This window comes from Ottowia sp. (genome assembly GCF_046348305.1).
In the GTDB taxonomy this organism is placed as follows: domain Bacteria; phylum Pseudomonadota; class Gammaproteobacteria; order Burkholderiales; family Burkholderiaceae_C; genus Ottowia.
The window spans coordinates 427,748-452,875 of record NZ_JAXMEM010000003.1 but is presented as its reverse complement, the minus strand read 5'-3'; the positions used below and the strand labels follow the sequence as shown (position 1 = coordinate 452,875).

Genomic DNA, 25,128 nt, shown 5'->3' with positions numbered 1-25,128 from the left:
GGAAGGAGCCCATACCGGGGAAAGAACAATTGCGCGTCATGCCGCCACCTCCTGATGCGCGTGCAGCCAGCACGCGGCCCGCGTGGCGCCGGCGGCCATCAGCTCGGGGCGCTCGACGCGGCAGCGCTCGAACACCTGCGGGCAGCGCGGGTTGAAGGCGCAGCCGCGCGGAATCGCATTCAGCCGGGGCATGGCGCCGTCGATCTGGTTGAGCTGCTCGCGGTCCTGCTCCATGTCGGGAATGCAGGCCATCAAGCCCTTGGTGTAAGGGTGAGCGGGCTGGTTGATGACGTGGTGCACCGGGCCGATTTCGGCCACGCGGCCGGCATACATCACGGCCACGCGGTCGCAGGTCTCGGCGATCACGCCCATGTCGTGCGTGATCAGCATGACGGCCGCGCCGCGCTCGCGGCACACGCGCTTGAGCAGCTGGATGATCTGCGCCTGGATGGACACATCGAGCGCGGTGGTCGGCTCGTCGGCCACGATCAGCTTGGGCTCGGCCGCCAGCGCCAGCGCAATGACGACGCGCTGGCGCATGCCGCCCGAGAACTGGTGCGGATAGTGGTCGATGCGCTGCTCGGCGGCGGGAATGCCGGTGTCCTTCAGCAGGTTGATGGCGCGTTCGCGCGCTTGCGCGGCAGTGACGGGCAGGTGCGTCTGAATCGTCTCGACCAGTTGCCGACCCACGCTGTAGAGCGGGTTGAGCGAGGTGAGCGGGTCCTGAAAGATGGCGCCGATCTGCTTGCCGCGGATGTGGCGCATTTTCTCGGCGGGCAGGTTGTCGATGCGCTGGCCTTCCAGCAGGATCTGGCCGCTGGCCACGCGCCCCGGTGGCTCCAGCAGGCCGATGATGGACGCGCCGGTGAGCGACTTGCCCGCGCCCGACTCGCCCACCACGCCCAGGATTTCGCCCGGCGCGATGTCGAACGAAATGTCATCCAGCGCGCGCAAGGTGCCGCGCCGGCCGGGGAACTCGACCACCAGGTTCTTGACTTGCAACAGCGACATCGTGGGGCGATTCAGTGGGGAGGTTCAGCAAGCTTCAATACAGGACGCAGAGGACGCAAAAGTTTCGCAAAGGACGCAAAAAAAGCTTTTTGAATTTCATTTTGCGAACTCTGCGAGTCTTTGCGTCCTCTGCGTCCGGTTTTTTTATTGTGTTTGTCAGCGCAGGCGCGGGTTGAGCGCGTCGCGCAACCAGTCGCCCAGCAGGTTGACCGACAGCGCGATCAGCACCAGCATGGCGCCGGGAAAGATCGTGATCCACCACTCGCCCGAGAACAGGTAGTCGTTGCCCACGCGGATCAGCGTGCCCAGCGAGGGCGAGGTGGGCGGCACGCCCACGCCCAGAAAGGACAGCGTGGCCTCGGTGATGATGGCGGTGGCGACCTGGATGGTGGCCAGCACCAGCACCGGCCCCATCACGTTGGGCAGCACGTGGCGCAGCATGATGCGCAGCGGCGACACGCCGGTGACGCGTGCGGCCTGCACGTATTCCTTGCCGCGCTCGACCAGGGTGCTGCCGCGCACCGTGCGCGCGTACTGCACCCAGCCCGTGAGCGAAATGGCGATGATCAGCACGCCGAAGGCCAGCGACTCGTGCGCGTCGGGAAACAGCGCGCGCCCCACCCCCGCAATCAGCAGCGCCACCAGGATGGCCGGAAACGACAGCATGACGTCGCACAGGCGCATCAAAAAAGTGTCGATCCAGCCGCCCTTGAAGCCCGCGACCAACCCCAGCACCACGCCGACCAGCACCGACAGGATGACGGACACCACGCCCACGACGAGCGAGATGCGCGCGCCGTAGATCAGCGCCGACAGGATGTCGCGGCCCTGGTCGTCGGTGCCCAGCAGGTAGGTCGATTTGCCGTCCGGGTACCAGGCGGGCGGCAGCCGGGCGTCGCTCAGTTCCAGCTTGGTCAGATCAAACGGGTTGTGCGGCGACACCCAGCCGGCAAAGACGGCGCAGAAGATGCAGACAAACGCGATCGCGGCCGCGACGATGGCGGTGGGCGAGTTGCGAAAGCTGTAGCCGACGTCGCTGTCGAGCCAGCGGGTGATGAGACTGCTCATTTATTTATAGCTGCTCGCGCTGTTCTGGCGCCCGCCGGCTGCTCGTTTTGCATAAAAACCCACGTGCAGCAAGGGGCACCATGCGTCATTTTTTCAGGGTGATCCACTTGAAGGGCATGAAGTTGTCGGCCAGCTGGACCAGATCGACCTTCTTGCTCACGCCCCAGGCCAGCATCTGCTGGTGCAGCGGCAGGTGACCCACGTCGTCGATGTGCATCTGGAAGGCCTCCTTGATCATGGCGTTGCGCTTGGCCTGGTCGGTTTCGGAGCCGATCCTGGCCGAGAGCTCGTCCAGCTTGGGGTTGCAGTACGAGCCCAGGTTGAACTGGCCCGCGCCGGTTTTCTCATCCGGGCAGTGCATGATGGCGTTCAGCACGTTGTGCGAGTCGTAGGTCGAAGGCGTCCAGGCCAGCATGTAAAAACTGGTGTCGCGGCGCAGGATCTTCGGAAAGTAGGTGCCCTTGGTTTCGGCCTGCAGGTTGATCTTGACATTGATCTTGGCCAGGTTGGCGGCCACCGCCTGGCAGATCTGCCCGTCGTTGACGTAGCGGTCATTGGGGCAGTTCATCGTCACTTCAAAACCGTTGCCGTAGCCGGCCTCCTGCATCAGCTTCTTGGCGGCCTCCACGTCAAACGGCAGGCGCTTGTCCTGCGCCTCGGTCCAGCCATTGATGCCGGGGCCCACCATCAGCGCCGTGGGGCGCGACTGGCCGCGCATCACCGTCTTCTTGATGCCCTCGATGTCGATGGCCTGGTAGAAGGCCTTGCGCACGCGCACGTCCTTGAACGGATTCTTGCCCTTGACGCTGGAGAACAGCAGCTCGTCGCGCTTCTGGTCCATGCCCAGGAACACGGTGCGCAGCTCGGGGCCGGTGATCACGTGCGTGCCCGGGTTGCTGTCGACGCGGGCGATGTCCTGCACCGGCACCGGCTCCATCACGTCGATCTCGCCCGACAGCAGCGCAGCCACGCGCGTGGCCGGGTTGGCGATGGGCGTGAAGATGACCTCCTGCGCATTGCCATCGACCTTGCCCCAGTAGTTCGGGTTGCGCACGAACACGGTGCGCACGCCCGGCTGGCGCTCGCGCACGTGGAAGGGACCGGTGCCGTTGGTCTTGAACGAGGCGGTGTTCTCGACGCCCTTGCGCCGGTCCACCGGCTTGGTGGCGTTGTTGGCCTCGCACCACTTCTTGCTCATGATGTAGACCTGCGAGAGGATCTGCGGCAGGATGGGCTGCGGCGCCTTGGTCTCGATCTCGATGGTGTGCTCGTCTACCTTGCGCGTTTCCTTCACGTCCGTGCCATAGCTCTTCATGTCCGAGCCGTCGGCCATGATGCGCCCCATGGTGAACACCACGTCATCCGCCGTGAAGGGCGTCCCGTCGTAGAACTTCACGCCCTTGCGCAGCTCGAAGCGCCACACCGTGGGCGCCGTCTGCTTCCACGACGTGGCCAGGCGCGGCTCCATCTGCAGCTTCTTGTTCCAGCCCACCAGCGCCTCGTAGGCGTTGCTGTCCACCGACAGTTGCAACGACTCATTGAGCGAATGCGGGTCCAGCGAGAGTGCATCGCCCTGGTTGGCGATGCGCACCGTCTGGGCCGAGGCCGCGGCAGCCATGCTCAGCAAAACCGCGCCCACGACGAGCGAGAGGCGTTGGGTGTTCGGGGTCATTCAGGTCTCCTTGGTTTCTGGTTTTGAGTGAAGCGACGGGTCAATGCCCGCCGGCCTTGCCCACGCGCAGGCGCGGATCGACCACGACGTAAAGCATGTCCACGACAAGGTTGATGATGACGAAGATCAGTGCGATCAGGCACAGGTAGGCCGCCATCACCGGCACGTCGGCAAAGGTGACGGCCTGGATGAAGAGCAGCCCCATGCCCGGCCACTGGAACACCGTCTCGGTGATGATGGCAAACGCAATCAGCCCGCCCAGCTGCAGGCCGGTGATGGTCAACACCGGCACCAGCGTGTTCTTGAGCGCGTGGCCGAAGTGGATGGCCCGGTCCGTGAGGCCCCGCGCGCGGGCAAACTTGATGTAGTCGGTGCGCAGCACCTCGAGCATTTCGGCACGCACCAGGCGCATGATCAGCGTGAGCTGAAAGATCGCCAGCGTGATGGCCGGCAGGATCATGTGCATCCAGCCATCGCGGGTGAACAGCCCGGAGCTCCACCAGCCGATCTGCACGGTCTCGCCCCGCCCGAAGCTGGGCATCCAGCCCAGCCACACCGAAAAGATCAGGATCAGCAGGATGCCGATCAGGAAGGTGGGCAGCGACACGCCCAGCAGCGACACGGTCATGAACACCTGGCTCATGAAGCTGCCGCGCTTGAGCGCCGCGTAGACCCCCATCGGCACACCGACGAACAAGGCCAGCGCGGCCGCGACGATGGCCAGCTCGAACGTGGCCGGAAAGCGCTCGCCCAGCAGGCGCGAGACCTTCTGGCCCTGGCGCAGGCTCAGGCCGAATTCGCCCTGCGCTGCGTTGACCAGAAAATGCCAGAATTGCATGAAGAACGGCTGGTCCAGCCCCAGGTCGGCGCGCAGTTGCTGGATCTGCTGGGGCGTTGCGTCCTGCCCCAGCAGGAACACGACCGGGTCACCCACATACTGAAACAACAGGAAAGCCACGAACGCCACCGACACCATCACCACCACGGCCTGGATCAGTCGACGAAATATGAATGCACCCATGCTTGATCGCGAAAGTCTGGCTGGATGCTAGCAGAGCAAACCTTCTGAAAGGACAGGGATTGCGAGCATACCCAGCGAACATCGACCGTGCGCCACCATGAAAAAGCCGCCCGAAGGCGGCTTTTTGCTGATCCGGCTCGGCCCGCAGGGGCCGACGCGCGATCAGAAGTTGTGGCGCAGACCAATACCGTAATTGTTGGTGCTGTTCAGACGCAGGTAGGCGGCGTAGATGAACGTGCGCTTGGACAGGGCGTACTTGCCTTCCAGAACGCCGTTGGTGTACTTCTTGCCAGCGATGTCATTCTTGGTGTCGCGGGTCAGGTCCAGCGTCACGGCGAAGGCACCCAGGTTGGCCCTACCGCCCAGGCTGAAACCACGGCGCTTCAGGCTGGTGCCCGTTGCATACACGTTGTTGTACGAAGCGGCCACGGCGAAGCTGCCGAAGTTGTACTTGCCACCCAGCGTGTAGTTGGTCTTGGACTGCTGCTGCTTGTTGACACCCAGAGCAGCGGCAATCGGACCGTTCGCGTAAATGACGTTCAAATCCCACTTGGAGTTGCCACCGTTGTCATCCTTGGCGATGTAGCCCGCCGACGCGCTCAGGCCGCCGAAGTTGGGCGTCGAGTAGGTGAACTGGTTGCTGCTGCGAGCACCCATGCCGTTGTAGCTGTAGGTGTTGGCGACTGCCGAGTAGTTGGCCAGGCTGGTCAGCTCCCAGGCGGCGATGCCGTAGTACGACGGGTTCAGCGTGCGGCCCATCAGGAAGGTGCCCCAGAAGTCACCCAGCCACACGTTGGCGGCACGGCCCCAGAAGCCACCCCCTGAGGTGGCGGTCGCGCCGTCTTTCAGGCTCAGGCCGGTTTCGAAGTTGAAGCCGACTTTCATGCCGCCACCCAGGTCTTCGACGCCACGCACGCCCAGACGGCTGTTGCCGTGGTTCATGGTGCCGGCGCTGGACATGCCGGTTTTGCTGGTCTTGTTGCCATTGGCATCGACGGTTTGGGTGCGGGCAACGCCAGCATCGGCCACGCCGTACAGGGTCACGGACGATTGAGCCATGGCGGCACCGGTGAAGCCCAGGACTGCCAGGGCGATCAGAGATTTTTTCATTGCAAGTTCTCCAAGGTTAAACATAGGGCTCCGGTGCGAAGGGTCCGTCTGCGATTCCCGCCGGTTCCCCGGGCCAACCTCCCCGTGTGGGAAGTTGTTGCTATTGCACCAGACCTGCCGGCAACTTGCAAAGACTTCAGCACCGAAAGGACCGAAGCTCGCCGCTTTTGTTGCATCGAGACGACAACTCGGGTTCGAGCGTTGGCTTGACACAACAAATCGGACTGAACCACGTTGCGAGGGCGTCGACGCCGATGGCGTACCATGCACCGCATGATGAGTCTGACCGATCGCTTGCTGAGCGCTGCCGACAGCGCGCTGCGCACGCTCCTGGCTCCACCGGGTGCCGCCCGGCCCAGCCCGGCGGCCGGCGTGACCGGTGCGGCCCTGACCGAAGACGACAGCCGCCGGTCCGGGGCCCTGATGCGGGTCAATCACGTCGGCGAGGTCTGCGCGCAGGCACTGTACAGCGCACAGGCCCTGGTGAGCCCCAATGAGGCGCTGCGCCGGCAACTGGATGCGGCCGCGCGCGAGGAAACCGATCACCTGGCCTGGACCCGCGAGCGCCTGCAGCAATTGGGCAGCCGGCCCTCCTGGCTGAACCCGCTTTGGTATGCCGGCGCCTTCGGCATCGGGGTGCTGGCCGGCAAATGGGGCGGCGAGCGCATGAACCTGGGCTTCATCGTCGAGACCGAGCGCCAGGTGGAGGCCCACCTGGCCGGGCACATGGAGCGCTTGCCTGCGGCGGACGCGGCCTCACGCGCCATCGTGGCGCAAATGAAAATCGACGAAGGCCGACACGCCGACATGGCGCTGGCCGCCGGCGGCGCCGAACTGCCCCTGCCGGTGCGCGCCCTCATGCGCGCGGCATCGCGCGTGATGACGGCGACCGCGCACCACATCTGAATCGCTGCTTCTCAAGAGCGCTCACGCCGCGTCGATGAGCGCAAACGAGGTCGTGATCTCGGCCGTCTTGCCGAGCATGATGGACGCCGAGCAGTACTTTTCGTGGCTGAGGGCGATGGCACGCTCGACGGCCGCAGCCGGAATGCCCTTGCCGGTGACCGTGAAGTGCATGTCGATGCGCGTGAAGACCTTGGGGTCCTGCGCGGCGCGCTCGCTCGTCAGGCGCACGGTGCAGCCGCGCACGTCATGGCGGCCGCGCTGCAGGATCAGCACCACGTCGTAGGCGGTGCAACCGCCGGCCCCGGCCAGCACGGCCTCCATCGGACGCGGTGCCAAATTCTGGCCGCCCAGCTCGGGCCGCGCGGCGTCGGGCGCGCCATCCATGGCGATGAGGTGGCCCGAGCCGGTTTCGGCCACAAAGCCCATGCCCGAGCGCGCGCCCGACGCGCCGGTCCAGGTGACTTGGCATTCCACGGTGATCCAACCTTTCTGGAAACAGGGTGCACGAAACCCGATGCGTCCGGCCCGGATATCCAAGCGCATCACAAGGGACACCCCAGTGTACAAAGAAGCGACCGGACCCGGCGATGATGCTGCGACGCAACAATGATTTGCGAACGACCGTGCTTTTCGTGTAAGCTACGGGCCATGCCAGCAAGAAATTGCCGGCGCCGATTGTCTCCTCCACCCTCCAAACGGTGGATTAAGCCCTGAGCCTCACGGTTCAGGGCTTTTTTTTAAAGCAAAAGGCACACCCCCAGTCTCCACTCGCTGCGCGATGTTTCGCCTGGTGCTCGCCGCCAGAGGCGGCGGCCCTTCGGTCTGTCCAGACCTGCGCAGGCAGCTCTGGAGCCGCAGACCTCAGCCCCCTTGCAGGGGGCCGAGCCTGCGCACAAAAGGTCCGGTGGACCTTTTGTTGGCTGGCGAGGGGCCGGGCCACTGGCCCGGCGCGGCCTGCAAGGCTCGCCAGTGGGCGGGCAAAGCCCTTCCACGGCGCTCGCTGGATTGACCTGCTCCGCGGCCTTTCGGCTCTTTTGATTTGGCAGGCCGCCGGCGGTGCGTCACACCTGGTCGGGCTTAAACGGGCCCTCCCCTCCTTATGATGGCGGGCTTGTTCGCGCGCGCTGTCATGATGTCCACTCCCCATTCCGCCCCCCTTTCCCGCACCGACTACCTGAAGCAGGTGCTGACCGCGCGCGTGTACGACGTGGCCATCGAGTCGGACTTGACGCCCGCCAAGGTGCTCAGCCGCCGTCTGCACAACAAGGTGCTCTTGAAGCGCGAGGACCAGCAGCCGGTGTTCAGCTTCAAGCTGCGTGGGGCCTACAACAAGATGGCGCACCTGACGCCCGGGCAGCTCAAGGCCGGGGTGATCTGCGCCAGCGCGGGCAACCACGCGCAGGGCGTGGCGCTGGCGGCGCACAAGCTGGGGGCGCGCGCCGTGATCGTGATGCCGGTGACCACGCCGCAGGTCAAGGTCGACGCCGTGCGCGCGCTGGGCGGCGAGGTGGTGCTGGTGGGCGACAGCTACTCCGACGCGTATGAACATTCGCTGAAGCTGCAGGCCGAGCAGGGCCTGACCTTCGTGCACCCGTTCGACGACCCGCTGGTGATCGCTGGCCAGGGCACCATCGGCATGGAGATCCTGCGCCAGCACCAGGGGCCGCTGGATGCGGTGTTCGTGGCCATCGGCGGCGGGGGCCTGATCAGCGGCGTGGCCGGCTACATCAAGGCGGTGCGGCCTGAGGTGAAGATCATCGGCGTGCAGATGAGCGACTCGGACGCCATGGCGCAGTCGGTGGCGGCGGGCCAGCGCGTGCAGTTGCCCGACGTGGGCCTGTTTGCCGACGGCACGGCGGTCAAGCAAGTGGGGGCCGAAACGTTTCGCATCGCCAGCGAGCTGGTGGACGAGTTCATCCGCGTGGACATCGACGCCGTGTGCGCCGCGATTCGCGACGTGTTCATCGACACGCGCAGCATCGTCGAGCCCTCGGGCGCGATGACGGTGGCCGCCGTCAAGCAGTACGTGGCCACGCACAAGAGCAAGGGCGAGACCTACGCCGCCATCCTCTCGGGCGCCAACATGAACTTCGACCGCCTGCGCTTCGTCGCCGAGCGCGCCGAGGTGGGCGAGGAGCGCGAGGCCCTGCTGGCCGTCACCATCCCCGAGGAACGCGGCAGCTTTCGCCGCCTGTGCGAGCTGATCGGCGCGCTGCCCGGCGGGCCGCGCAACGTGACCGAATTCAGCTACCGCATCACCAACGCGGCGCAGGGCGGCAAGGCCCATGTGTTCGTCGGGCTGACCACGGCGGGCAAGGGCGAGTCGCCGAAGATTGCCGCCGCCTTGCAGCGCGGCGGCTTCGACGCGCTGGATCTGACGCACGACGAGCTGGCCAAGGAGCACGTGCGCTACATGATCGGCGGGCGCTCGCCGCTGGCGCGCGACGAGCGGCTGCTGCGCTTTCTGTTTCCGGAGCGGCCGGGCGCGCTGTTCAAGTTCCTGAGCGGCATGAAGCCGAGCTGGAACATCTCGCTGTTCCACTACCGCCACCAGGGCGCGGACTACGGCCAGATCCTGGTCGGCCTGCAGGTGCCGGGCGCCGACGACAAGGCCTTCCAGCGCTTCCTGGCCGAGCTGGGCTACCCGTGGGTGGAAGAAACCGACAACCCGGCGTACCGGCTCTTCCTGCAGGCCTGAAGCGCACAAGCTGAGCGTTGTTCGGAGCTCACTGCGTCGGCACGGGACGCAGCCCGGACACGCCGACGGCGGGTATCGCCGGTGCGCCCACGCCGGGCCGCGGCGGTGCGTCGGCATGTGGGCGCTGGTCGGGCGGCGGCAACTCCAGCCGCAACTCGCGCCCATCGGCCGCCAACACCGCCGCATGGGGGGTCACGGCGCGCAGCGTCCAGCGGCCGTCCAGGCCATCGAGCCGCGCGCCCACGCGCAGCGGCTTGGCCGGCCGGCCGTCCACCGCAATCAGCGCCGCGCCGCCGCCGCCATGCGTCAGCACGCCCTGCAAGGCCAGCCGCGCCGCCAGGTCGGCCTGCACCGGCCCCGCAACCGCCTCGGGCTGCGCGCCCAGGGCGCGCGCCACCGCGGCGCTGTCGATGGTGGTGGCACCCGCCGACACCCCGCCGGCCAGCGGCGCACCGCCGCCCGGCTGGACGGTGCCGGGCTGCAACACCCAGAACACCGCGCTGCCGACCGCCAGGGCCCACACGCCCAGCGTGGCGAGGCCGACCGTCAGGCGAGGCGCGAGATGGGAAAGCGACATGCCGACGATTATCATTGAAGCTGACCCGCTGTCCCCTGCCCACCCATGACTGCATTGCCCCTCTTTGCCCGCTGGCGCCGCGCCGCCGGCTTCACCCTGATCGAATTGATGGTGGTGCTGGTCATCATCGGCGTGCTGGCCGCGCTGATCGTGCCCAACGTGCTGGACCGCACGGACGACGCCCGCGTCACCGCGGCGCGCACCGACGTGCACAACATCATGCAGGCGCTCAAGCTGTACAAGCTCGACAACCAGCGCTTCCCCACCGCCGAGCAAGGCCTGCAGGCGCTCGTCGCCAAGCCCACCACCCCGCCGGTGCCGGCCAATTGGCGCCCCTACCTGGAGAAGCTGCCCAACGACCCCTGGGGCCGGCCCTACCAATACCTCAACCCCGGCGTCAAGGGCGAGGTGGACGTGATGAGCTTCGGCGCCGATGGCCAAAGCGGCGGCGAGGGCAAGGATGCCGACATCGGCAGCTGGCAGTAACGATGCACCCCCCTGCGTCGCTGGCGCGCCTACCCCCCTCTGCTGCGCGAGGGGGGACAACGCCAGCGCCCGGCGCAGGTCCGGGCACGGCGTCCGCTGGCCTGGCCGGCTCCGCGGCCGCCGCGCCGATGGCGCGTCTGTCTCGCCTAACTATAAAAATAATAGCTGACAGCGCTTGATTGGTGAGCGCAAACACGATGTTTTGCTTGAAGACCGCGCGCGGCTTCACCCTGATCGAGCTGATGGTGGTGCTGGCCATCGTCGCCTTGGGCACGGCCCTGGTCAGCCTGAGCCTGCCCGACGGCGATCGGCGCGCCCTCAACCAGGACGCCGAGCGACTGGCGGCCCTGCTGGAGTCGGCCCGCGCCCAGTCGCGCGTGGCCGGCGTGCCGGTGCACTGGCGCGCCACCCCGGGCGGCTTTGCCTTTGACGGCCTGCCCGCAAGCGCCCCGCCGCTGCCCGACCGCTGGCTGAACCCCAACACCCGCGCGCTGGGCAACGCCCCACTCACCCTGGGCCCCGACCCCATCATCGGCCCGCAGGCGGTGGTGCTGCAACGCGCGGACAGCAGCACGCCGCCGCTGCGCGTGGCCACCGACGGCCTGCGCCCGTTTGAGGTGGAGGCCGTGCCATGAAGCGGTGCGGTGTTGGGCGCTGGGCGTCGGGCGTGAAGTCCTGCACGCTGCTTTTCAATTCAACGCCTCGCTCAACGCTCAACGCTCAACGCCGCGCCAAGCGTGGTTTCACCCTGGTCGAGGTGATGGTGGCGCTGGCCATCACCGCCATCGCACTGGTGGCCGGCCTGAAGGCCACCGCCGCCCTGAACGAAAACGCGGGGCGCCAGGACGCACTGCTGTTGGCCCAGTTGTGCGCCGAAAACCAGCTGATCGCCCTGCGGCTGGCGCGCCAGTTGCCCGGGGTGGGTGACAGCACCAACGCCTGCGAGCAAGCCGGCCGCAGCTTTCAGGTCGCGTTGCGCGTGCGGCCCACGCCCAACCCCAACTTTCGGCGCGTCGAGGCGAGCGTGATCGAGCAGGGTCTGACCGTGCTGCATGTATCGACCATTGCGGGGCGGAATTGATGGGCCCCCACGCTCCCCCGCTGCGCGTGGTCCGCTGGCCTTGCAGGCCGCGGAGCCGACGGAGTCGGCTCCTCTTCGGGCTGTCCAGGCCTGCGCAGGCAGGCCTGGAGCCGCAGCCCTCAGCCCCGAGGGGGCCCCGCCCGCCTTGGGACGGCCCGGCAGCGAGCGGATCGGGCCCCCACGCTCCCCCGCTGCGCATCGTTCGCCACGCCCGCGGGCCGCGGCGTCAACGGCACCAACGCGGCTTTACGCTGGTCGAGGTTCTGGTCGCGCTGGTCATCATGGCGGTGATGGCGGCGCTGACCTGGCGCGGCATCGACGGCATGGCGCGGTCGCAGAAAGCCACCCGGGAGCACGCCGATCAGGTGCTGGCCTTGCAGGCGGGCCTGGCGCAGTGGCGCGCCGACCTGGACGCGATGATGGTGTGGCCGACCCCAAGCGCCGTGCCCAACACGCCCGCCAGCGCGGTGCCCGCCCCTCAGCGTAGCCTGGCCTGGGATGGGCGCGTGCTGCGCATCACCCGCACCTCGGCGGGCAACGCAGCCGACGGCCTGCGCGTGGTGGCCTGGGCGCGGCGCAGCACCGACGGCCAGTGGCTGCGCTGGCAGTCCGCACCCGTGGTGTCGATCCAGAGCTGGCAGGCCGCCTGGGACGCCGCCGCCCGGTGGGCCGAGGCCGGCGCCCCCGCGGATCCCGGCAACGCCAACGCGCAAGCCGTCGCCATCGCGTCGGTGCAGGACTGGCAGTTGCACTACTTTCGCGGCAACACCTGGAGCAACCCCCTGTCCAGCCCTGCCGGCAGCAGCAGTGCCAGCGACACCCTGCCCGACGCCCTGCGCCTGCTGCTGACGCTGGCGCCCGGCCAGGCCATCAACGGCACGCTCACGCTGGACTGGGTGCGGCCCGACTTCGGCGGAGGCTCTCCGTGAGCGCCGCCCGCAAGGCATGAGAACCCAGGAGCCCAATGGCCGCGCAGGCCATGCCGGCGATCGCCGTGGCCGCGCGCTCCCCGGCCCGGGCCAATGCTCAGAGGTTGAGAGTTTTTTGGACGCGCTCGAGGAGCGCGTCAAAACACGTCCAATCGAGGCTGAGTGCCGCGGCTCCAATGGCGCCTGCGCGCCATTGGACGGCACGAAGAGGGTCAGCCTGTGGCTGACCCGCGCCCTGCAAGGGCAAAGCGCAGACGTAGCTCGGGCTACGGCGAGCATTTGCAACGACGAGTGGGCGTGTTTTGGCGTGATCAGCGGGCATGGGCAAAAGACTCCCAATCTCTCAGTTCAAGGAGGCAGGCGAACCATCGCGCAGCGCGTGGCGACCGGAAGTGCTTCATCGCAATCCGGCGCGGCCCTGCTGCTGGCCATGATCACGGTGGCCCTCGTCGCCACGCTGGCGGCCAGCGCGCTGTGGCGTCAGTGGCGCGGCGTGGAAATCGAAAGCGCCGAGCGCGCCCGCGTGCAGTCCGACTGGATTTTGACCGGCGCGCTCGACTGGGGCCGCCTGATCCTGCAGGGCGACCTGAACGAGGACATGCGCAAGAACCAGCTGGTGGACGACTTGACCGAGCCCTGGGCCGTGCCGCTGGCCGAGGCGCGCCTGTCCACCTTTCTGGCAGCCGGTGACAACAGCACCGACGTGGACAGCGACGCCTTTCTGGCCGGGCAGATCAGCGACCTGCAAGCGCGCCTGAACGTGATGAACCTGACGGCCGGCAGCGCCGACGATCAGCTGGCCGCCCTGGAGCGCTTCGACCGCCTGTTCGAGCAACTGGGCCTGCCCAGCCAGGAGCTGGGCGCGTTGCAGCGCGCCCTGGCGCGCGCCCAGCAGGCCATGACCCGCACCCCGCCCGAAGGCGACGCGCCCCTGCTGCCCACGCGCTTCGACCAACTGGCGTGGCTGGGCCTGAGCGCCCCCACGCTGGAGCGCCTGCGCCCCTACGTCACCGTCCTGCCCCTGCAGAACGGGCGCGCCACGCCGGTCAACCTCAACACCGCCAGCGCCACCGTCATCCAGGCCGCCATCCCGGGGCTGGACCGGGCGCTGGCCGAGCGCCTGGTGTCCCTGCGCGCGCAACAGCGCTTCACCAGCGTGGCGCAGGCCATGACGGCGCTCGAGCGGAGCAAGCTCGACAGCGGCTGGGCCGCCGTGTCCTCCAGTTTTTTTGAAATTCGTGGACGCCTGCGTCTGGACGACGTGGCGCTGGAAGAAGTGGCCGTGGTGCAGCGCCAGAGCGACGTGCGCGGGCGCAGCGTGCGCACCCTGTGGCGCGCGCGCAGCGCCCTCACGGTCCCACCCGCCGCGCAGTAGCCGGGTCGCAGTCGCCACCCCCACCTACAATGGCCGACCCGTCATGAGCCTGCTCGTTCTTGCCCTGCCGTCCGGCCTGCCCGGCCCAGCGTCCAGCTACGCCTGGGCGAGCTCGCTCGACGGCCGCCGCGTGAGCGCGCACGGCGAGGCTGCGCCCGGCCTGCTGCCGCCCGCCGGGCGCGGGGTGGAGGTGGTGGCCGTGGTCCCGGCCAGCGCCCTGTCGTGGCATCCCGTGCAACTGCCCCGTGGCATCGGCCCGCGCTCGCCGCGCCTGCGCGCCACGCTGGCGGGCCTGCTCGAAGAGCAGTTGCTGGACGAACCCGAACAACTGCACTTCGCCCTGGCGCCCGACGCCACAGCCGGCGGCCTGGCGTGGGTCGCCGTGTGCCGGCGCGACTGGCTGACGGCCCACATTCAGGCGCTGGACGCGGCGCAACGCCCGGTCGCCCGCATCGTGCCCGAGCTGGCACCCGATGCCGACAGCCTGCGCCTGACCGTGACCGGCGAGCCGGAGCACCCGCAACTGCTGGTGGGCGGCGCCAACCCGCAGGCGCTGCCCTTGAATGCCGGCACGCGCATGCTGCTGCACGCCCGCTGGGGCGATGACTGGACGCAGGCACCATTGCAGGCCGAGCCCGCCGTCGCCGCCCTGGCCGAATCCTGGCTGGGCCAGGCCCCCACCCTGCTGGCCCCCGCCGAGCGCCGCCTGGCCGCGTGCGGCACGGCCTGGGACCTGGCACAGGGCGAGCTGGCGCGCAGCGGCGCGGCCCGCACCTCGCGCCGCATCGGCGCTGCCTGGCGCACGTTTGCGCATGCGCCACGCTGGCGGCCGGCGCGCTGGGGCCTGGCCCTGCTGCTGCTGGCGCAGGTGGCGGGCCTGAACCTGGCGGCCTGGCGCACGCGCAGCGAGCTGGCCGAGCGGCGCGCGCACGTCAGCGCCGCCTTGACGCAGAGCTTTCCGCAGGTCAAGGTGGTGGTGGACGCCCCCGTGCAGATGGCACGCGAGGTGGCCGCGTTGCGCCAGAACACCGGCGCCGCGTCGCCGCGCGACCTGGGCGCCATGCTCGGTGCCTGGGCGCAGCAGGTGGGCGCCGCCGCCGTGCCCACCGCGTTTGAATTCAGCCCCGGCGAGCTGCGCGTCAAGGGCGTGCAGCTGTCGGCCAGCGAGTTGACCCAGGCGCGCGCGCAACTGCGCCCGCTGGGCTACCGGCTGGACACCGAAGGCGATGGCGCGGTGCTGCGCGAAGGAGCCACGCCATGAGCGCGCCGGGCCGCCCCCAAGCGCGAATCCCGCAGCGCAAAGCGCGAAGGGTTGGTGCAATTTGCGCGCCGGGCCGCTCCCAAGCGCGAATCCCGCAGCGCGCAGTGCGCAGGGGCGTCCAGTGAACGCGCGCCCATCCACCGTGCGCGCGCAGGCCACATGGGCCGCGCTGCCCCCGCGCGAGCGCCGGCTGATCACCGTGGCCGGCGCCGTGGTGGCGCTGGCCCTGCTGTGGTGGCTGGCCCTGGCCCCGGCCCTGGCCACGCTGCGCGCCGCGCCCGCCCAGCGCGCCCAGTTGCAAGCCCAGGCCCAGCAGATGCAGCAGTGGCAACGCGAGGCCGAAGCCCTGAAGAACCTGCCGCCCCTGCCGCGCGAAGCCGCCCTGGCCGCGCTGGAGGCCGCCACCCGACAACGCCTGGGCGCGGCGGGCCAGCTCAGCGTGGTGGGCGACCGCGTGCAGGTCACGCTCAAGGACGCCGGCGCCCAGGATCTGGCCGACTGGCTGCAGGACGCCCGCGCCAACGCCCGCGCCGTGCCGCTGGACGCACGCCTGACGCGCGGCAGCGAGCGCGCGCCGGGCGCCCCCGCGCGCTGGAGCGGCGCCGTGTCGCTCAGCCTGCCCTCATGACGCGCGCGCCCCGCCCCGCCCCGGCGGATGCTCCCTGGCGCTGGGCCGCTGCGGGGGCCGTGCTGGGCCTGGTGCTGGTGGTCGTGCTGGCCGCCCCCGCCCGCTGGCTGGCGGCAGCCACGGCCCAGGCCAGCGGCGGCCGCGTGCTGCTGGCCGAGCCGGCCGGCCGCGTGTGGGCCGGATCGGCGCGCCTGGTGCTGACCGGCGGCGAGGGCAGCCGCGACCGCGCCGCCCTGCCCGGCCGGGTGCAGTGGCGCTTGTCGCCCGGCCTCGGCGCCCTGGCGATCACCGTATCCGCCGACTGCTGCACGCCGCCCGGCGCGCCACTGCGCCTGCGCCTGTCTGCGCGCTGGGACGGCGCGGCGCTGGCGCTGGCCGATGGCCTCTCGCACTGGCCAGCGGCCATGCTGGCCGGACTGGGCACGCCCTTCAACACCATCGAGCCCGAAGGCGAGCTGAACCTGGCAACCCAGGGCCTCGGCGCCCAATGGCAGGCCGGGCGCCTGCAACTGGCCGGCAGCGCCACGCTGACCGCGCGGCAGTTGTCCTCGCGCCTGTCCACGCTGCGGCCCATGGGCTCCTATCAAGTGGTGCTGCAAGGCGGCTCGGACATCGGCGTGACGCTGTCCACGCTGGAGGGCCGCTTGCAGCTGTCGGGCAGTGGCCACTGGGTGGGCACGCGCCTGCGCTTTCAGGGCGAGGCCCGCGCCGCGCCCGGCTTGCAAGCCCAGCTGGCCAACCTGCTCAACATCCTGGGTCGGCGCGAAGGCGACCGGGCCATCCTGTCGTTCGGTTGACCCGAACATGCCCGCGCCTCCGGCTGCGCCCACCCGCCCATTTGCTACAGTGCCACTCGCTCGCCGCTTCGCCCGCCGCTCCATGGCCCATTCCTGCCCGCTCTTTTCGGTTCGCCCCCTGCTCCTTGTCGCCGCACTGGCCCTGGCCGCCGGCGCGCCCGTGCGCGGCAACGCGCAAACACCCCCCGGCACCCAGGCCAGCGGCGCCGGCGCCCAGCCGGCCGCAGGCGGGCGCGTCACGCTGGACTTCGTGAACGCGGACATCGACGCGGTCGCGCGCACCATGGCCACGCTCACCGGGCGCAACGTGGTGGTCGATCCGCGCGTCAAGGGCACGCTCTCGCTGACCAGCACGGTGCCGGTGTCGCCCGCGCAGGCGCTGCAGCTCTTCGCGGCGCAGCTGCGCATCCAGGGCTATGCCCTGGTCGAGCAGAACGGCCTGGCGCTGGTACTGCCCGAGGCCGAGGCCAAGCTGCAAGCCGGCAGCGTGTCGGCCGGCGTGGTCAAGGGCGGGGGCCAGATCCAGACGCAGATCTTTCGGCTGACGCACGAGAACGCCAACAACCTGGTGCCGGTGCTGCGCCCGCTGATCAGCCCCAACAACACCATCAACGTCAACCCGGGCACCAACGCACTGGTGATCACCGACTACGGCGACAACCTGCAGCGCATCGCGCGCATCATCGCCGCGCTGGACGTGTCGCATGCCACCGGCGTGGAGGTGGTGCCGCTCAAGCATGCCGTGGCGTCCGACCTGGCGCCGCTGGTGGCGCGCCTGCTCGAATCGGGCGGTTCCGCCCCGCTGACTCCGACGGCGGCGCCCGGACAGGCCGCCGCAGCCGCCGTGCCCACCGCGACCAGCGGCGGCGGCTACGCCACGGCCGTGCTGCCCGAGCCGCGCAGCAACGCCATCATCCTGCGCGCGGCCAACCCGGCCAAGCTGGCGCTGGCGCGCTCGCTGATCGAGCAGCTCGACCAGCCCGCGCCGCGCGTGGGCGACAGCGGCGGCAGCAACATCCACGTGGTGTACCTGAAGAACGCCGACGCCACCAAGCTGGCCGTGACGCTGCGCGCGGCGCTGGCGTCGCTGCCGGGGCAATCGGCCACCGGCGCCGCGGCGGCGGGCGGGGGCGGCAGCGCCAACGTGCAGTCCCGGTCGGCGTCGAGCAGCACCATGAACATCAATGCCAACACGGGCACCGGCACCGGTGCGGGCCTGGCCAGCGGCCCCAGCATCGACGCGGCCGGCGGCAACCAGCCGTCCACCGGCGGGCAAATCCAGGCCGACCCGGCCACCAACTCGCTCATCATCAGCGCGCCCGAGCCGGTCTACCGCGAGCTGCGCGCCGTCATCGACAAGCTGGATCAGCGCCGCGCCCAGGTGTTCGTCGAAAGCCTGATCGCCGAGGTGCGCGCCGACAAGTCGGCCGACTTCGGCATTCAGTGGCAAGGCCTGTTTGGCGGCGGCAACACCATCGGCATCCTGGGCACCAATTACGCCACCCCCAGCGCCGGCGGCACCGGCAACGCCACCACCAACATCTTCTCGCTGGTATCGCAGTTTGCCGGCGCCAACAGCGGCAACAACTACAACCTGGGCAATGTCACGACACCGCCGCCCACCGGCTTCAACCTGGGCTTTCGGGTGGGCAACCTGCTGGCGCTGGCCAACTTCATCCAGTCCTCCGGCGCGGGCAATGTGCTGTCCACCCCCACGCTGCTCACGCTGGACAACGAAGAGGCCAAGATCATCGTCGGCCAGAACGTGCCCTTCGTCACCGGCAGCTACACCAACACCGGCAGCACCACCAACACCGTCAACCCGTTTCAAACCTACGAGCGCAAGGACGTGGGCCTGACGCTGCGCGTGCGCCCCCAGATCAGCGCCGACGGCACCATCAAGATGGTGATCTACCAGGAGGTGTCGGACGTGGTGCAGGGCACCACCACCCTCGCCACCGGGCCCACCACCAACAAGCGCGCCATCGAATCGAGCGTGCTGGTCAACGACGGCTCGGTGGTCGTGCTGGGCGGCCTGCTGGAAGACAAGTACTACAGCAACGAGGACAAGGTGCCCGGCCTGGGCGACATCCCGGTGCTGGGCAACCTGTTCAAGACGCAAAGCCGCGCCCTGGTCAAAACCAACCTGATGGTGTTCTTGCGCCCGATCATCGTGCGCGACGCCGCCGACAGCGAAGCCTTCTCGCTCAACCGCTACGACCTGATCCGCGCCGCGCAAGGCCGCAGCCAGCCGGCCCCCAGCAGCGTGCTGCAGATCAACCAGGCGCCGGTGCTGCCGGCCGTGACGCCCGTGCAAACGCCGACGCCCACCTCGTCCTCGGGCTGGTCACGGCCTGCGCCGCCCCCGCCGTTGATCGAACTTCCGGCCAGCGGTGAAAGCAGCGATCCCGGCGGCAGCCTCACGAGCACCCGGCCCTGAGAGCCCGTGGAAAAAACCCTCACGCCCGCCTTGACTGCCAAAACGTCCCTGCTCGGCGTTGCAAAGACTCGCCGCAGCCCGAGCTTCGGATGCGTTTTGCGCCTTGATCAGACATGTTTTGGCAGCCCTTTCGGGCGCGCCGAAATTGTTCACTGCCTCTGAGCGACGCGCATGCGCTACCCGCTGCCCTATGCCTTTGCCCGCGCCGCCCGCTTGCTGCTGGAAGACGACGGCGCGCAGCTGACCCTGTGGCACGACGGCCGCCCCGACCCCGCCCCGCTGGGCGAGGTGCTGCGCCGCCACGGCAATGGTGGCGCGCCCTTGCAGTTGCAACAGATCGACGCGCAAACGCTGGCGCAGCGCATCAGCAGCGCCTATTCGCAGGCCGAATCCAGCGCCGCCGCCGTGGTGAGCGAGGTCGAGTCCGACGCCGACCTCTCGCGCATCATGCAGGAGCTGCCCGCCGTCGAGGACCTGCTGGAAGCCGCCGACGACGCGCCCATCATCCGCATGCTCAACGCCCTGCTCACGCAGGCCGCACGCGATGGCGCCAGTGACATCCACATCGAGCCGTATGAGCGCCACTCCAGCGTGCGCTTTCGCGTGGACGGCGCGCTGCGCGAGGTGGTGCAGCCCAACCGCGCGCTGCACGCGGCGCTGATCAGCCGCCTGAAGATCATGGCCGACCTGGACATCGCCGAAAAGCGCCTGCCGCAGGATGGCCGCATCAGCCTGCGCCTGGGCACACGCGCCATCGACGTGCGCGTGTCCACCCTGCCCAGCGCGCACGGCGAGCGCGCGGTGCTGCGCCTGCTGGACAAGTCCGAGAGCCGCATCAGCCTGGAGTCGGTCGGCATGCAGGGCGACGTGCTACAGAAATTCGAGCACCTGATCGCCCAGCCGCACGGCATCATCCTGGTCACCGGCCCCACCGGCAGCGGCAAGACCACCACGCTGTACGCCAGCCTGGCACGGCTGGACGCAGCGCACAACAACATCATGACGGTGGAAGACCCGATCGAGTACGAGCTGCCCGGCGTCGGCCAGACCCAGGTCAACCCGCGCATCGAGCTGACCTTCGCCCGCGCCCTGCGCGCCATCCTGCGCCAGGACCCGGACATCGTGATGATCGGCGAGATCCGCGACATCGAGACCGCGCAGATCGCCATCCAGGCCAGCCTGACCGGCCACCTGGTGCTGGCCACGCTGCACACCAACGACGCCGCCAGCGCCGTCACGCGCCTGACGGACATGGGCGTCGAGCCCTTCCTGCTGTCATCCTCCCTGCTGGGCGTGCTGGCGCAGCGCTTGGTTCGCAAGTATTGCGGCGCCTGCCACGGCAAAGGCTGCGACGCTTGCGGCCACACCGGCTATGCGGGCCGCACCGGCGTGTTCGAGCTGCTGGTGGTGGACGAGGCCATCCAGGCGCAAATCCACGGCCAGGCCGCCGAGGCCGACATCCGCGCCGCCGCACTGGCCAAGGGCATGCAACTGATGCGCGAGGACGGCGAGCGGCTGATTGCGCAGGGCATCACCAGCCGCGAGGAAGTGCTGCGCGTGACGCGCGATTGAAACCGGCTTCGCGCATTGGCAGACAGATCAGCTGATCATGTCGCTGGCTCAGATTGAGCCGCCAGCCCTCACCCCACCCTCTCCCAGAGGGAGAGGGAGCAAAACCGGCGCGGCCGATCGCCCTCGCCCCTCTGGGAGAGGGAGGGGTGAGGGGCTTCTGAGGCAAATACATAATCAGGACAAATCAGGCTCTCGCGCTTGTCTGGCAAGCGCCAGAAGCTATAAAAAGATGAGTATTGGTGTTCTGGCAACGGGATTTTCACGCCCCGTGTCGGCTCCAGAAGTCGGCCGGGGTCACGATGGAATACGGCCCTGCCAGCGCCAGCAGATCCCGATCGCCGGTGATCAGGTAGTCGGCTTTCGACGCCACCAGCGTCAGCAACACCGCCTGATCGGCTGGGTCGCGCAGCTTCGCATCCGGCACGCCATCGGGTTCGACCACGTCGGCGATGAACATGAGGCTGTCCACCAAGTCGCGGATTTCACCGGGCGTCATGCGCACGCGCGCCAGACGTGGCAGCACCCGCGACAACTCGTCCAGGATGTAGCGCGACAGCACGACGTCCAGGCCGCCATCGCGCCACGTCGACACGATGCGCCCCGGCACACTGCCCGGATAGGCCAAGCCCGACACCAGCACGTTGGTGTCGAGCACGACGCGCAAACCCGGCATCAGCGCCGCTGCCGTTCGGCCGCAACGGCCGCGTCGATCTCGGCCATGCCCTCCCCGGCCGGCACTTCGGAATAGGCCTGGGCAATGCGCGCACTGAGCGCGTCAAAGCGCTCGCGCATGCGCCGGATGCGGGCAAACAACTCCGCGTCCACCAGCGCGGCGACCGGCTTGCCATCCTTGTTGATGACGATGCTGTCGTTGCGGTATTGCACCTGGTTGAGCATCTCGCCCAGGTTCTGCCGAAAGCTCACGGCACTGATTTCGGTGATCATTGTGAACATTCAATCATGTTGATCGATATGACCATTATGATTTGAATTCGACAGCCTGTCCAACCGCATACGGCATGGCCAACGCACCCGCCATGCGGCCACTCACTGGGCTCATGTCACAGGCGAAATTGGGTCTGGCGCTTCTCCAGAAAGCGGCAGGCGCTACGAAAAATACAGCATTCGCATTTTTCGCCCCGGCTTTTCACGCCGTTCGGCCACCGGGCATCAAACCCGCCAGCTGCCGCTGCGCGATCACGTGCCCATGCGCGGCGGCCTTGGCGATCCACATCAGCGCCAGCGCATCGCCGTCACCCTCGCACAGCCCGCCCGCATGCAGCAGACCCAGCCAGTGCATGGCGTCGGCCTGGCCCTGCTGCGCCGCCTGCGTGAGAAAGTGCAGCGCAGGCACAACGTGCCCCCCTGCGCCGCGAGCCAAAGGCACTGGCCTGGAGCCCGCCTGCGCCTTGGCCTCATCCAGCGCCGCCAGGGCAAACAGCGCGCCCACGTCGGCCTGCGCCGCCGCATCGCCCTGGTCGGCACGCAGCAGCATCCGCACGTCCTCGTCGGTCAAATCCAGCCCCAGCGCCGGCTGCACCGCCGCAAACGGCACCAGCGCCCCGCGCCCGTCGCCCAGGCGCGGCACCTGCCCCTCTTCGATGCGGCGCTGCCAAGTGCGCGTGCTGCGGCCGGTCAGCACGGCGGCCGTGCTCAGGCTGATGGGGTAAAGGGCGTCGGCGGGAGGCATGCGGCCGATTCTAGTGAGCGCGGGGCTGCCGTTGGCCGGCCGCGTGCACAAGGCGAGCAGCGCTTGGCGGGCTGGCATGCCGCCGCGCCCTTGCCGCGCCGCCCATCACCGGGGACAAATTCGCGTCAGATCAAATTTTTTTGCCAAAGTACGGGTCGCCCAGGCACCGTCTGTCCCGCGCTGCAACCCTTCCCGCACTGGCAGACTTACCGTTTGCCTGCTGGCCGCGGCAACGGCGCGGGGTGCTCGCTCAGGCGGCCTGTGACGTACTTGTGCAGCACGCTGGCAATCAGGGTCTGATAAGGCATGCCCTCTTCCATGGCCTTGGCCTGGATGTCCAAAAGATCCCCCGAAGACAGCCGAACATTGACCCGGCGATCCTTGATTGCCGTGGCGCGGGCAGCGGCCTTGATCCTGGCCAGCTCAGCCTTGCTGGCGATCGACTCCAACTCGCCGCGCTCGAAGGCGGCCAGCAACTCGCGCTCTTCGTTATCCATCCGGCTGTGCATCGCTTGCTCCTGGATTCAAATAGTCTCTGGTGGCTTTTCGGCTGGGGATGATGGTCTTCAGGAAAAGCGCTTGGTCCTCTTCGACGAACGGAACCAAGTACACATAGTCGCCGTACGAGACGACCAAAATTTTTTGCCCCGGATATCGCTGTCTGTTTGGATGCGCCAGCACATCCAGCAAACCGCCACCTTCGATGGCCACCACGATGTTTTCGAAACTCACCCCGCGCTCTCGCTTGAGCAAGTTGTTCTTTTCGGCGTTCCAGCGCAAGGGTTTCACTGTTGACATGATCCCGTTTTGTGTGCCTTTTGTCAACACCACCGCCCGGTTTGAGCAGCCAGCGCCCGATCACACCCGATCGCCCGCGCCTGTCTCATAAATCACGGCGCACCTGACCGGCGAGTGCAGCCCACCTGCCAAGCCGCCGCCGGCGCTCTGCCACTTTGACCGGCGCCGTCACCCCCGGCGCGCGCCATGTCGCATCGTTGGCGCGACAGGCCGGCCGCATGTCAGCCAGCCGGCGCGACAAAACCGCCGTGTCGCGGCCCGCCGCGCGCCCGCACGCGCCCAAAACGCCCTTTTCTTCACCAATCCGGGCCCGCCAGCCGCTTGGCACACCCCCTGCAACACACAGGGCGTGCGGCGACGCACCGACCCGCTCAGGGAGTGTCCCCAAGGTCTCCAAGGTTCAACTTCAATTTTTTTGAGGAAAACGGAAATGAAAAAACTGCAAAAAGGCTTCACCCTGATCGAATTGATGATCGTGGTGGCCATCATTGGCATTTTGGCTGCGGTCGCGCTGCCGGCTTATCAGGATTACACGGTGCGCGCCAAGGTGACTGAAGCCGTGATTGCCGCGTCGTCCGCCAAGAGCGCTTTGAGCGAAGGTTTTCAGTCCGACGGCCTGACGGGCTTGGATTCCGCTGCGGCAGCGATCAATGCGACGCCATTTGCTCAGAAGCGCTCTAAATACGTGGTCAACTATTGCGTATATCCTGCAGCAGCCGGCGGTGCACCCACTGCCGCCAACTGCGCCGCATTCGCAGCAGGTGCGACGAACTGGGTGGTTTCGGTGGCGGTTGCAGCCACTGCCGGCAACGGTATTCCCACGAACCTCAACGGCTACAGGTTTAACCTTGCGCCGAACGTTGCGAACGCCATTCCGGTGGCAGGTGCACAAGGCGCGGTTGATTGGGCCTGCACCAGCACGACCAACGTGGCCGCAACGGGGCGCGGTTTGGGAAACAGAACTGTTCCTGCCGCCAACCCGATGCCCGCCAAGTACATGCCGGCAGAGTGCCGCTGAAAGTTGGGAGCGTTGATTTCGGAGCCGTCTGTTTGAACGATTGGACGGTTCTGTTCAAAACCGAAAAGGGCGCAATGCGCCCTTTTTTCGTACCCTAAATATTGTGAAATTGGGGTCTGGGAAATTGTGGGAAATTGGGGTCGGATCACAATTTCCCCCTTGATCCCACGCCCCCAACCTCCCATCGGCTGGCTTGCACGAATCGACCTCCATGGCCTTCTCGCATCGTTTGCACCTCGCGGCGCGCTACGCACTGCGGCACCTGCTTCTTTCCCTGTTGATCGCCCTGGCCTCGGCTGCCATGGTGTTTGGCCTGTGGTATCCGGCACCCTACCGCCAGTTGCTTCAGGTCGACCAGATCTATCTGCTGGTGCTGGCGGTGGATGTGGTGTGCGGGCCGCTGCTGACGCTGATTCTGGCCAGCCCGAAGAAGTCGCGGCGTGAACGCTGGCTGGACTTTTCGCTGGTCGGCGCGATCCAGCTGGCCGCCTTGGCCTACGGCATGCACAGCGTATGGGTGGCCCGACCGGTGGCGCTGGTGTTCGAGGTGGACCGACTTGTGGTGGTGACGGCCAATGAGGTGAACCGGGATGCCCTGCCCAAGGCGCCGTCCCATTTGCGCCAATTGCCCTGGTCGGGTGTGCTCAAGGCGAGCACGCGCAAGGCGGCCAACAACAGCGAATTCATGCGCAGCATCGATCTGGGATTGGCCGGCATCTCGAAGGCAATACAACCGGACTGGTGGCAGCCCTGGGCCGATTCACTGCCGGCCATGCACCAGCGCGCCAAGCCGCTGGCCGAGCTGATGGCACGCAAGCCCCAGGCCGCCCCAGCGCTGCAAGATGCCGCCCGCGACGCCGGGCACGCCGCGGCCGAGCTGAGCTATCTGCCCCTGGTCAGCAGCAAGACGCTGGACTGGGTGGCGCTGCTGGACGCCCAGATGAACATGGTGGGCTGGGCGCCGGTGGATGGGTTTTGACTTGCTCTTGT

26 protein-coding genes are annotated in these 25,128 nt (G+C 68.1%); 14 read left to right on the top strand and 12 right to left on the bottom strand.

Annotated elements, in window-relative coordinates:
• Positions 1 to 36: 36 nt before the first annotated feature.
• The 5 genes from U1F38_RS02265 to U1F38_RS02245 form a co-directional block, all read right to left on the bottom strand.
• Entirely contained in the window at positions 37 to 1,011 is a 975-nt protein-coding gene (locus tag U1F38_RS02265) for an ABC transporter ATP-binding protein (protein WP_409985430.1), read from the bottom strand.
• A gap of 156 nt (positions 1,012 to 1,167) precedes the next feature.
• Positions 1,168 to 2,079, bottom strand: a complete 912-nt coding sequence (locus U1F38_RS02260; RefSeq protein ID WP_409985429.1) for an ABC transporter permease — start codon at positions 2,077 to 2,079, stop codon at positions 1,168 to 1,170.
• Between the two features lie 85 nt (positions 2,080 to 2,164).
• Positions 2,165 to 3,697, bottom strand: coding sequence for an ABC transporter substrate-binding protein (locus tag U1F38_RS02255; protein WP_409985788.1), 1,533 nt, complete (start codon positions 3,695 to 3,697; stop codon positions 2,165 to 2,167).
• Positions 3,698 to 3,791: 94 nt separating this feature from the next.
• On the bottom strand, positions 3,792 to 4,772 hold the full coding sequence (locus U1F38_RS02250) for an ABC transporter permease (protein ID WP_409985428.1): 981 nt from the start codon (positions 4,770 to 4,772) through the stop codon (positions 3,792 to 3,794).
• Positions 4,773 to 4,934: 162 nt separating this feature from the next.
• A complete protein-coding gene (locus tag U1F38_RS02245; RefSeq protein WP_409985427.1) occupies positions 4,935 to 5,882 on the bottom strand; it encodes a porin in 948 nt (315 codons plus the stop codon).
• A 273-nt stretch (positions 5,883 to 6,155) separates the two neighbouring features.
• On the opposite strand from U1F38_RS02245, the gene coq7 reads away from it, so the two are divergent.
• A complete protein-coding gene (gene coq7, locus U1F38_RS02240) occupies positions 6,156 to 6,788 on the top strand; it encodes a 2-polyprenyl-3-methyl-6-methoxy-1,4-benzoquinone monooxygenase (RefSeq protein WP_409985426.1) in 633 nt (210 codons plus the stop codon).
• Positions 6,789 to 6,809: 21 nt separating this feature from the next.
• On the opposite strand, the gene U1F38_RS02235 is transcribed toward coq7, so the two are convergent.
• Complete coding sequence (locus tag U1F38_RS02235; protein ID WP_409985425.1) at positions 6,810 to 7,262, bottom strand: OsmC family protein; 453 nt, start codon at positions 7,260 to 7,262, stop codon at positions 6,810 to 6,812.
• 655 nt (positions 7,263 to 7,917) lie between these two features.
• On the opposite strand from U1F38_RS02235, the gene ilvA reads away from it, so the two are divergent.
• Positions 7,918 to 9,486 carry a threonine ammonia-lyase, biosynthetic gene (ilvA, locus tag U1F38_RS02230; RefSeq protein ID WP_409985424.1) on the top strand — a complete coding sequence of 523 codons (1,569 nt, stop codon included), beginning with the start codon at positions 7,918 to 7,920 and terminating at the stop codon, positions 9,484 to 9,486.
• A 28-nt stretch (positions 9,487 to 9,514) separates the two neighbouring features.
• On the opposite strand, the gene U1F38_RS02225 is transcribed toward ilvA, so the two are convergent.
• Positions 9,515 to 10,063, bottom strand: coding sequence for a type II secretion system protein N (locus U1F38_RS02225; protein WP_409985423.1), 549 nt, complete (start codon positions 10,061 to 10,063; stop codon positions 9,515 to 9,517).
• A 45-nt stretch (positions 10,064 to 10,108) separates the two neighbouring features.
• Here U1F38_RS02225 and gspG point away from each other — a divergent pair, with 45 nt between their 5' ends.
• The 10 genes from gspG (at position 10,109) to gspE (ending at position 20,632) form a co-directional block, all read left to right on the top strand.
• Positions 10,109 to 10,549 (top strand): type II secretion system major pseudopilin GspG, encoded by a 441-nt coding sequence (gspG, locus tag U1F38_RS02220; protein WP_409985422.1) that lies wholly within the window; start codon positions 10,109 to 10,111, stop codon positions 10,547 to 10,549.
• Positions 10,550 to 10,755: 206 nt separating this feature from the next.
• Positions 10,756 to 11,184 (top strand): prepilin-type N-terminal cleavage/methylation domain-containing protein, encoded by a 429-nt coding sequence (locus U1F38_RS02215; protein ID WP_409985421.1) that lies wholly within the window; start codon positions 10,756 to 10,758, stop codon positions 11,182 to 11,184.
• A complete protein-coding gene (gene gspI / locus U1F38_RS02210) occupies positions 11,181 to 11,630 on the top strand; it encodes a type II secretion system minor pseudopilin GspI (protein ID WP_409985420.1) in 450 nt (149 codons plus the stop codon). Before U1F38_RS02215 ends, gspI begins: the two co-directional genes overlap by 4 nt.
• 191 nt (positions 11,631 to 11,821) lie before the next feature.
• Positions 11,822 to 12,559, top strand: a complete 738-nt coding sequence (locus tag U1F38_RS02205) for a type II secretion system protein J (protein WP_409985787.1) — start codon at positions 11,822 to 11,824, stop codon at positions 12,557 to 12,559.
• 379 nt (positions 12,560 to 12,938) lie between these two features.
• Positions 12,939 to 13,934: a type II secretion system minor pseudopilin GspK gene (gspK, locus tag U1F38_RS02200; RefSeq protein WP_409985419.1), complete on the top strand. Its 996-nt coding sequence runs from the start codon at positions 12,939 to 12,941 to the stop codon at positions 13,932 to 13,934.
• Between the two features lie 43 nt (positions 13,935 to 13,977).
• Positions 13,978 to 15,195, top strand: coding sequence for a type II secretion system protein GspL (gene gspL, locus U1F38_RS02195; protein WP_409985418.1), 1,218 nt, complete (start codon positions 13,978 to 13,980; stop codon positions 15,193 to 15,195).
• Between the two features lie 121 nt (positions 15,196 to 15,316).
• Complete coding sequence (gene gspM, locus U1F38_RS02190) at positions 15,317 to 15,823, top strand: type II secretion system protein GspM (protein ID WP_409985417.1); 507 nt, start codon at positions 15,317 to 15,319, stop codon at positions 15,821 to 15,823.
• The gene (gene gspN, locus U1F38_RS02185) at positions 15,820 to 16,620 is read left to right on the top strand and encodes a type II secretion system protein N (RefSeq protein WP_409985416.1); all 801 of its coding nucleotides are present in this window, start codon (positions 15,820 to 15,822) and stop codon (positions 16,618 to 16,620) included. The genes gspM and gspN overlap by 4 nt, the downstream gene beginning before the upstream one ends.
• Before the next feature lie 82 nt (positions 16,621 to 16,702).
• Positions 16,703 to 19,060, top strand: a complete 2,358-nt coding sequence (gene gspD, locus U1F38_RS02180; protein WP_409985415.1) for a type II secretion system secretin GspD — start codon at positions 16,703 to 16,705, stop codon at positions 19,058 to 19,060.
• Positions 19,061 to 19,231: 171 nt separating this feature from the next.
• Positions 19,232 to 20,632, top strand: coding sequence for a type II secretion system ATPase GspE (gspE, locus tag U1F38_RS02175; RefSeq protein ID WP_409985414.1), 1,401 nt, complete (start codon positions 19,232 to 19,234; stop codon positions 20,630 to 20,632).
• Between the two features lie 259 nt (positions 20,633 to 20,891).
• Here gspE and U1F38_RS02170 read toward each other — a convergent pair whose 3' ends face one another.
• From U1F38_RS02170 to U1F38_RS02150, 5 genes are all read right to left on the bottom strand, one after another.
• On the bottom strand, positions 20,892 to 21,287 hold the full coding sequence (locus U1F38_RS02170) for a putative toxin-antitoxin system toxin component, PIN family (RefSeq protein WP_409985413.1): 396 nt from the start codon (positions 21,285 to 21,287) through the stop codon (positions 20,892 to 20,894).
• Between the two features lie 17 nt (positions 21,288 to 21,304).
• Complete coding sequence (locus U1F38_RS02165; protein ID WP_409985412.1) at positions 21,305 to 21,577, bottom strand: type II toxin-antitoxin system prevent-host-death family antitoxin; 273 nt, start codon at positions 21,575 to 21,577, stop codon at positions 21,305 to 21,307.
• 202 nt (positions 21,578 to 21,779) lie between these two features.
• Positions 21,780 to 22,400: a hypothetical protein gene (locus U1F38_RS02160; RefSeq protein WP_409985411.1), complete on the bottom strand. Its 621-nt coding sequence runs from the start codon at positions 22,398 to 22,400 to the stop codon at positions 21,780 to 21,782.
• Between the two features lie 128 nt (positions 22,401 to 22,528).
• On the bottom strand, positions 22,529 to 22,831 hold the full coding sequence (locus tag U1F38_RS02155; protein WP_409985410.1) for a hypothetical protein: 303 nt from the start codon (positions 22,829 to 22,831) through the stop codon (positions 22,529 to 22,531).
• Positions 22,812 to 23,120 carry a BrnT family toxin gene (locus U1F38_RS02150; protein ID WP_409985409.1) on the bottom strand — a complete coding sequence of 103 codons (309 nt, stop codon included), beginning with the start codon at positions 23,118 to 23,120 and terminating at the stop codon, positions 22,812 to 22,814. The genes U1F38_RS02155 and U1F38_RS02150 overlap by 20 nt, the downstream gene beginning before the upstream one ends.
• A 430-nt stretch (positions 23,121 to 23,550) precedes the next feature.
• Between U1F38_RS02150 and U1F38_RS02145 the strand changes: the two genes are divergently transcribed.
• On the top strand, positions 23,551 to 24,138 hold the full coding sequence (locus tag U1F38_RS02145) for a prepilin-type N-terminal cleavage/methylation domain-containing protein (protein ID WP_409985408.1): 588 nt from the start codon (positions 23,551 to 23,553) through the stop codon (positions 24,136 to 24,138).
• Positions 24,139 to 24,349: 211 nt separating this feature from the next.
• Positions 24,350 to 25,117: a hypothetical protein gene (locus tag U1F38_RS02140; RefSeq protein WP_409985407.1), complete on the top strand. Its 768-nt coding sequence runs from the start codon at positions 24,350 to 24,352 to the stop codon at positions 25,115 to 25,117.
• Positions 25,118 to 25,128 lie beyond the last annotated feature (11 nt).

Excerpts from the sequence above, each read along its gene's own strand:
- U1F38_RS02265 (WP_409985430.1), bottom strand. The coding sequence starts at position 1,011 with ATGTCGCTGTTGCAAGTCAAGAACCTGGTGGTCGAGTTCCCCGGCCGG.
- U1F38_RS02260 (WP_409985429.1), bottom strand. The coding sequence starts at position 2,079 with ATGAGCAGTCTCATCACCCGCTGGCTCGACAGCGACGTCGGCTACAGC.
- U1F38_RS02255 (WP_409985788.1), bottom strand. The coding sequence starts at position 3,697 with ATGGCTGCCGCGGCCTCGGCCCAGACGGTGCGCATCGCCAACCAGGGC.
- U1F38_RS02250 (WP_409985428.1), bottom strand. The coding sequence starts at position 4,772 with ATGGGTGCATTCATATTTCGTCGACTGATCCAGGCCGTGGTGGTGATG.
- U1F38_RS02245 (WP_409985427.1), bottom strand. The coding sequence starts at position 5,882 with ATGAAAAAATCTCTGATCGCCCTGGCAGTCCTGGGCTTCACCGGTGCC.
- coq7 (WP_409985426.1), top strand. The coding sequence starts at position 6,156 with ATGATGAGTCTGACCGATCGCTTGCTGAGCGCTGCCGACAGCGCGCTG.
- ilvA (WP_409985424.1), top strand. The coding sequence starts at position 7,918 with ATGATGTCCACTCCCCATTCCGCCCCCCTTTCCCGCACCGACTACCTG.
- U1F38_RS02225 (WP_409985423.1), bottom strand. The coding sequence starts at position 10,063 with ATGTCGCTTTCCCATCTCGCGCCTCGCCTGACGGTCGGCCTCGCCACG.
- gspG (WP_409985422.1), top strand. The coding sequence starts at position 10,109 with ATGACTGCATTGCCCCTCTTTGCCCGCTGGCGCCGCGCCGCCGGCTTC.
- gspI (WP_409985420.1), top strand. The coding sequence starts at position 11,181 with ATGAAGCGGTGCGGTGTTGGGCGCTGGGCGTCGGGCGTGAAGTCCTGC.
- gspL (WP_409985418.1), top strand. The coding sequence starts at position 13,978 with ATGAGCCTGCTCGTTCTTGCCCTGCCGTCCGGCCTGCCCGGCCCAGCG.
- gspN (WP_409985416.1), top strand. The coding sequence starts at position 15,820 with ATGACGCGCGCGCCCCGCCCCGCCCCGGCGGATGCTCCCTGGCGCTGG.
- gspD (WP_409985415.1), top strand. The coding sequence starts at position 16,703 with ATGGCCCATTCCTGCCCGCTCTTTTCGGTTCGCCCCCTGCTCCTTGTC.
- gspE (WP_409985414.1), top strand. The coding sequence starts at position 19,232 with ATGCGCTACCCGCTGCCCTATGCCTTTGCCCGCGCCGCCCGCTTGCTG.
- U1F38_RS02165 (WP_409985412.1), bottom strand. The coding sequence starts at position 21,577 with ATGATCACCGAAATCAGTGCCGTGAGCTTTCGGCAGAACCTGGGCGAG.
- U1F38_RS02160 (WP_409985411.1), bottom strand. The coding sequence starts at position 22,400 with ATGCCAGCCCGCCAAGCGCTGCTCGCCTTGTGCACGCGGCCGGCCAAC.
- U1F38_RS02155 (WP_409985410.1), bottom strand. The coding sequence starts at position 22,831 with ATGCACAGCCGGATGGATAACGAAGAGCGCGAGTTGCTGGCCGCCTTC.
- U1F38_RS02150 (WP_409985409.1), bottom strand. The coding sequence starts at position 23,120 with ATGTCAACAGTGAAACCCTTGCGCTGGAACGCCGAAAAGAACAACTTG.
- U1F38_RS02145 (WP_409985408.1), top strand. The coding sequence starts at position 23,551 with ATGAAAAAACTGCAAAAAGGCTTCACCCTGATCGAATTGATGATCGTG.
- U1F38_RS02140 (WP_409985407.1), top strand. The coding sequence starts at position 24,350 with ATGGCCTTCTCGCATCGTTTGCACCTCGCGGCGCGCTACGCACTGCGG.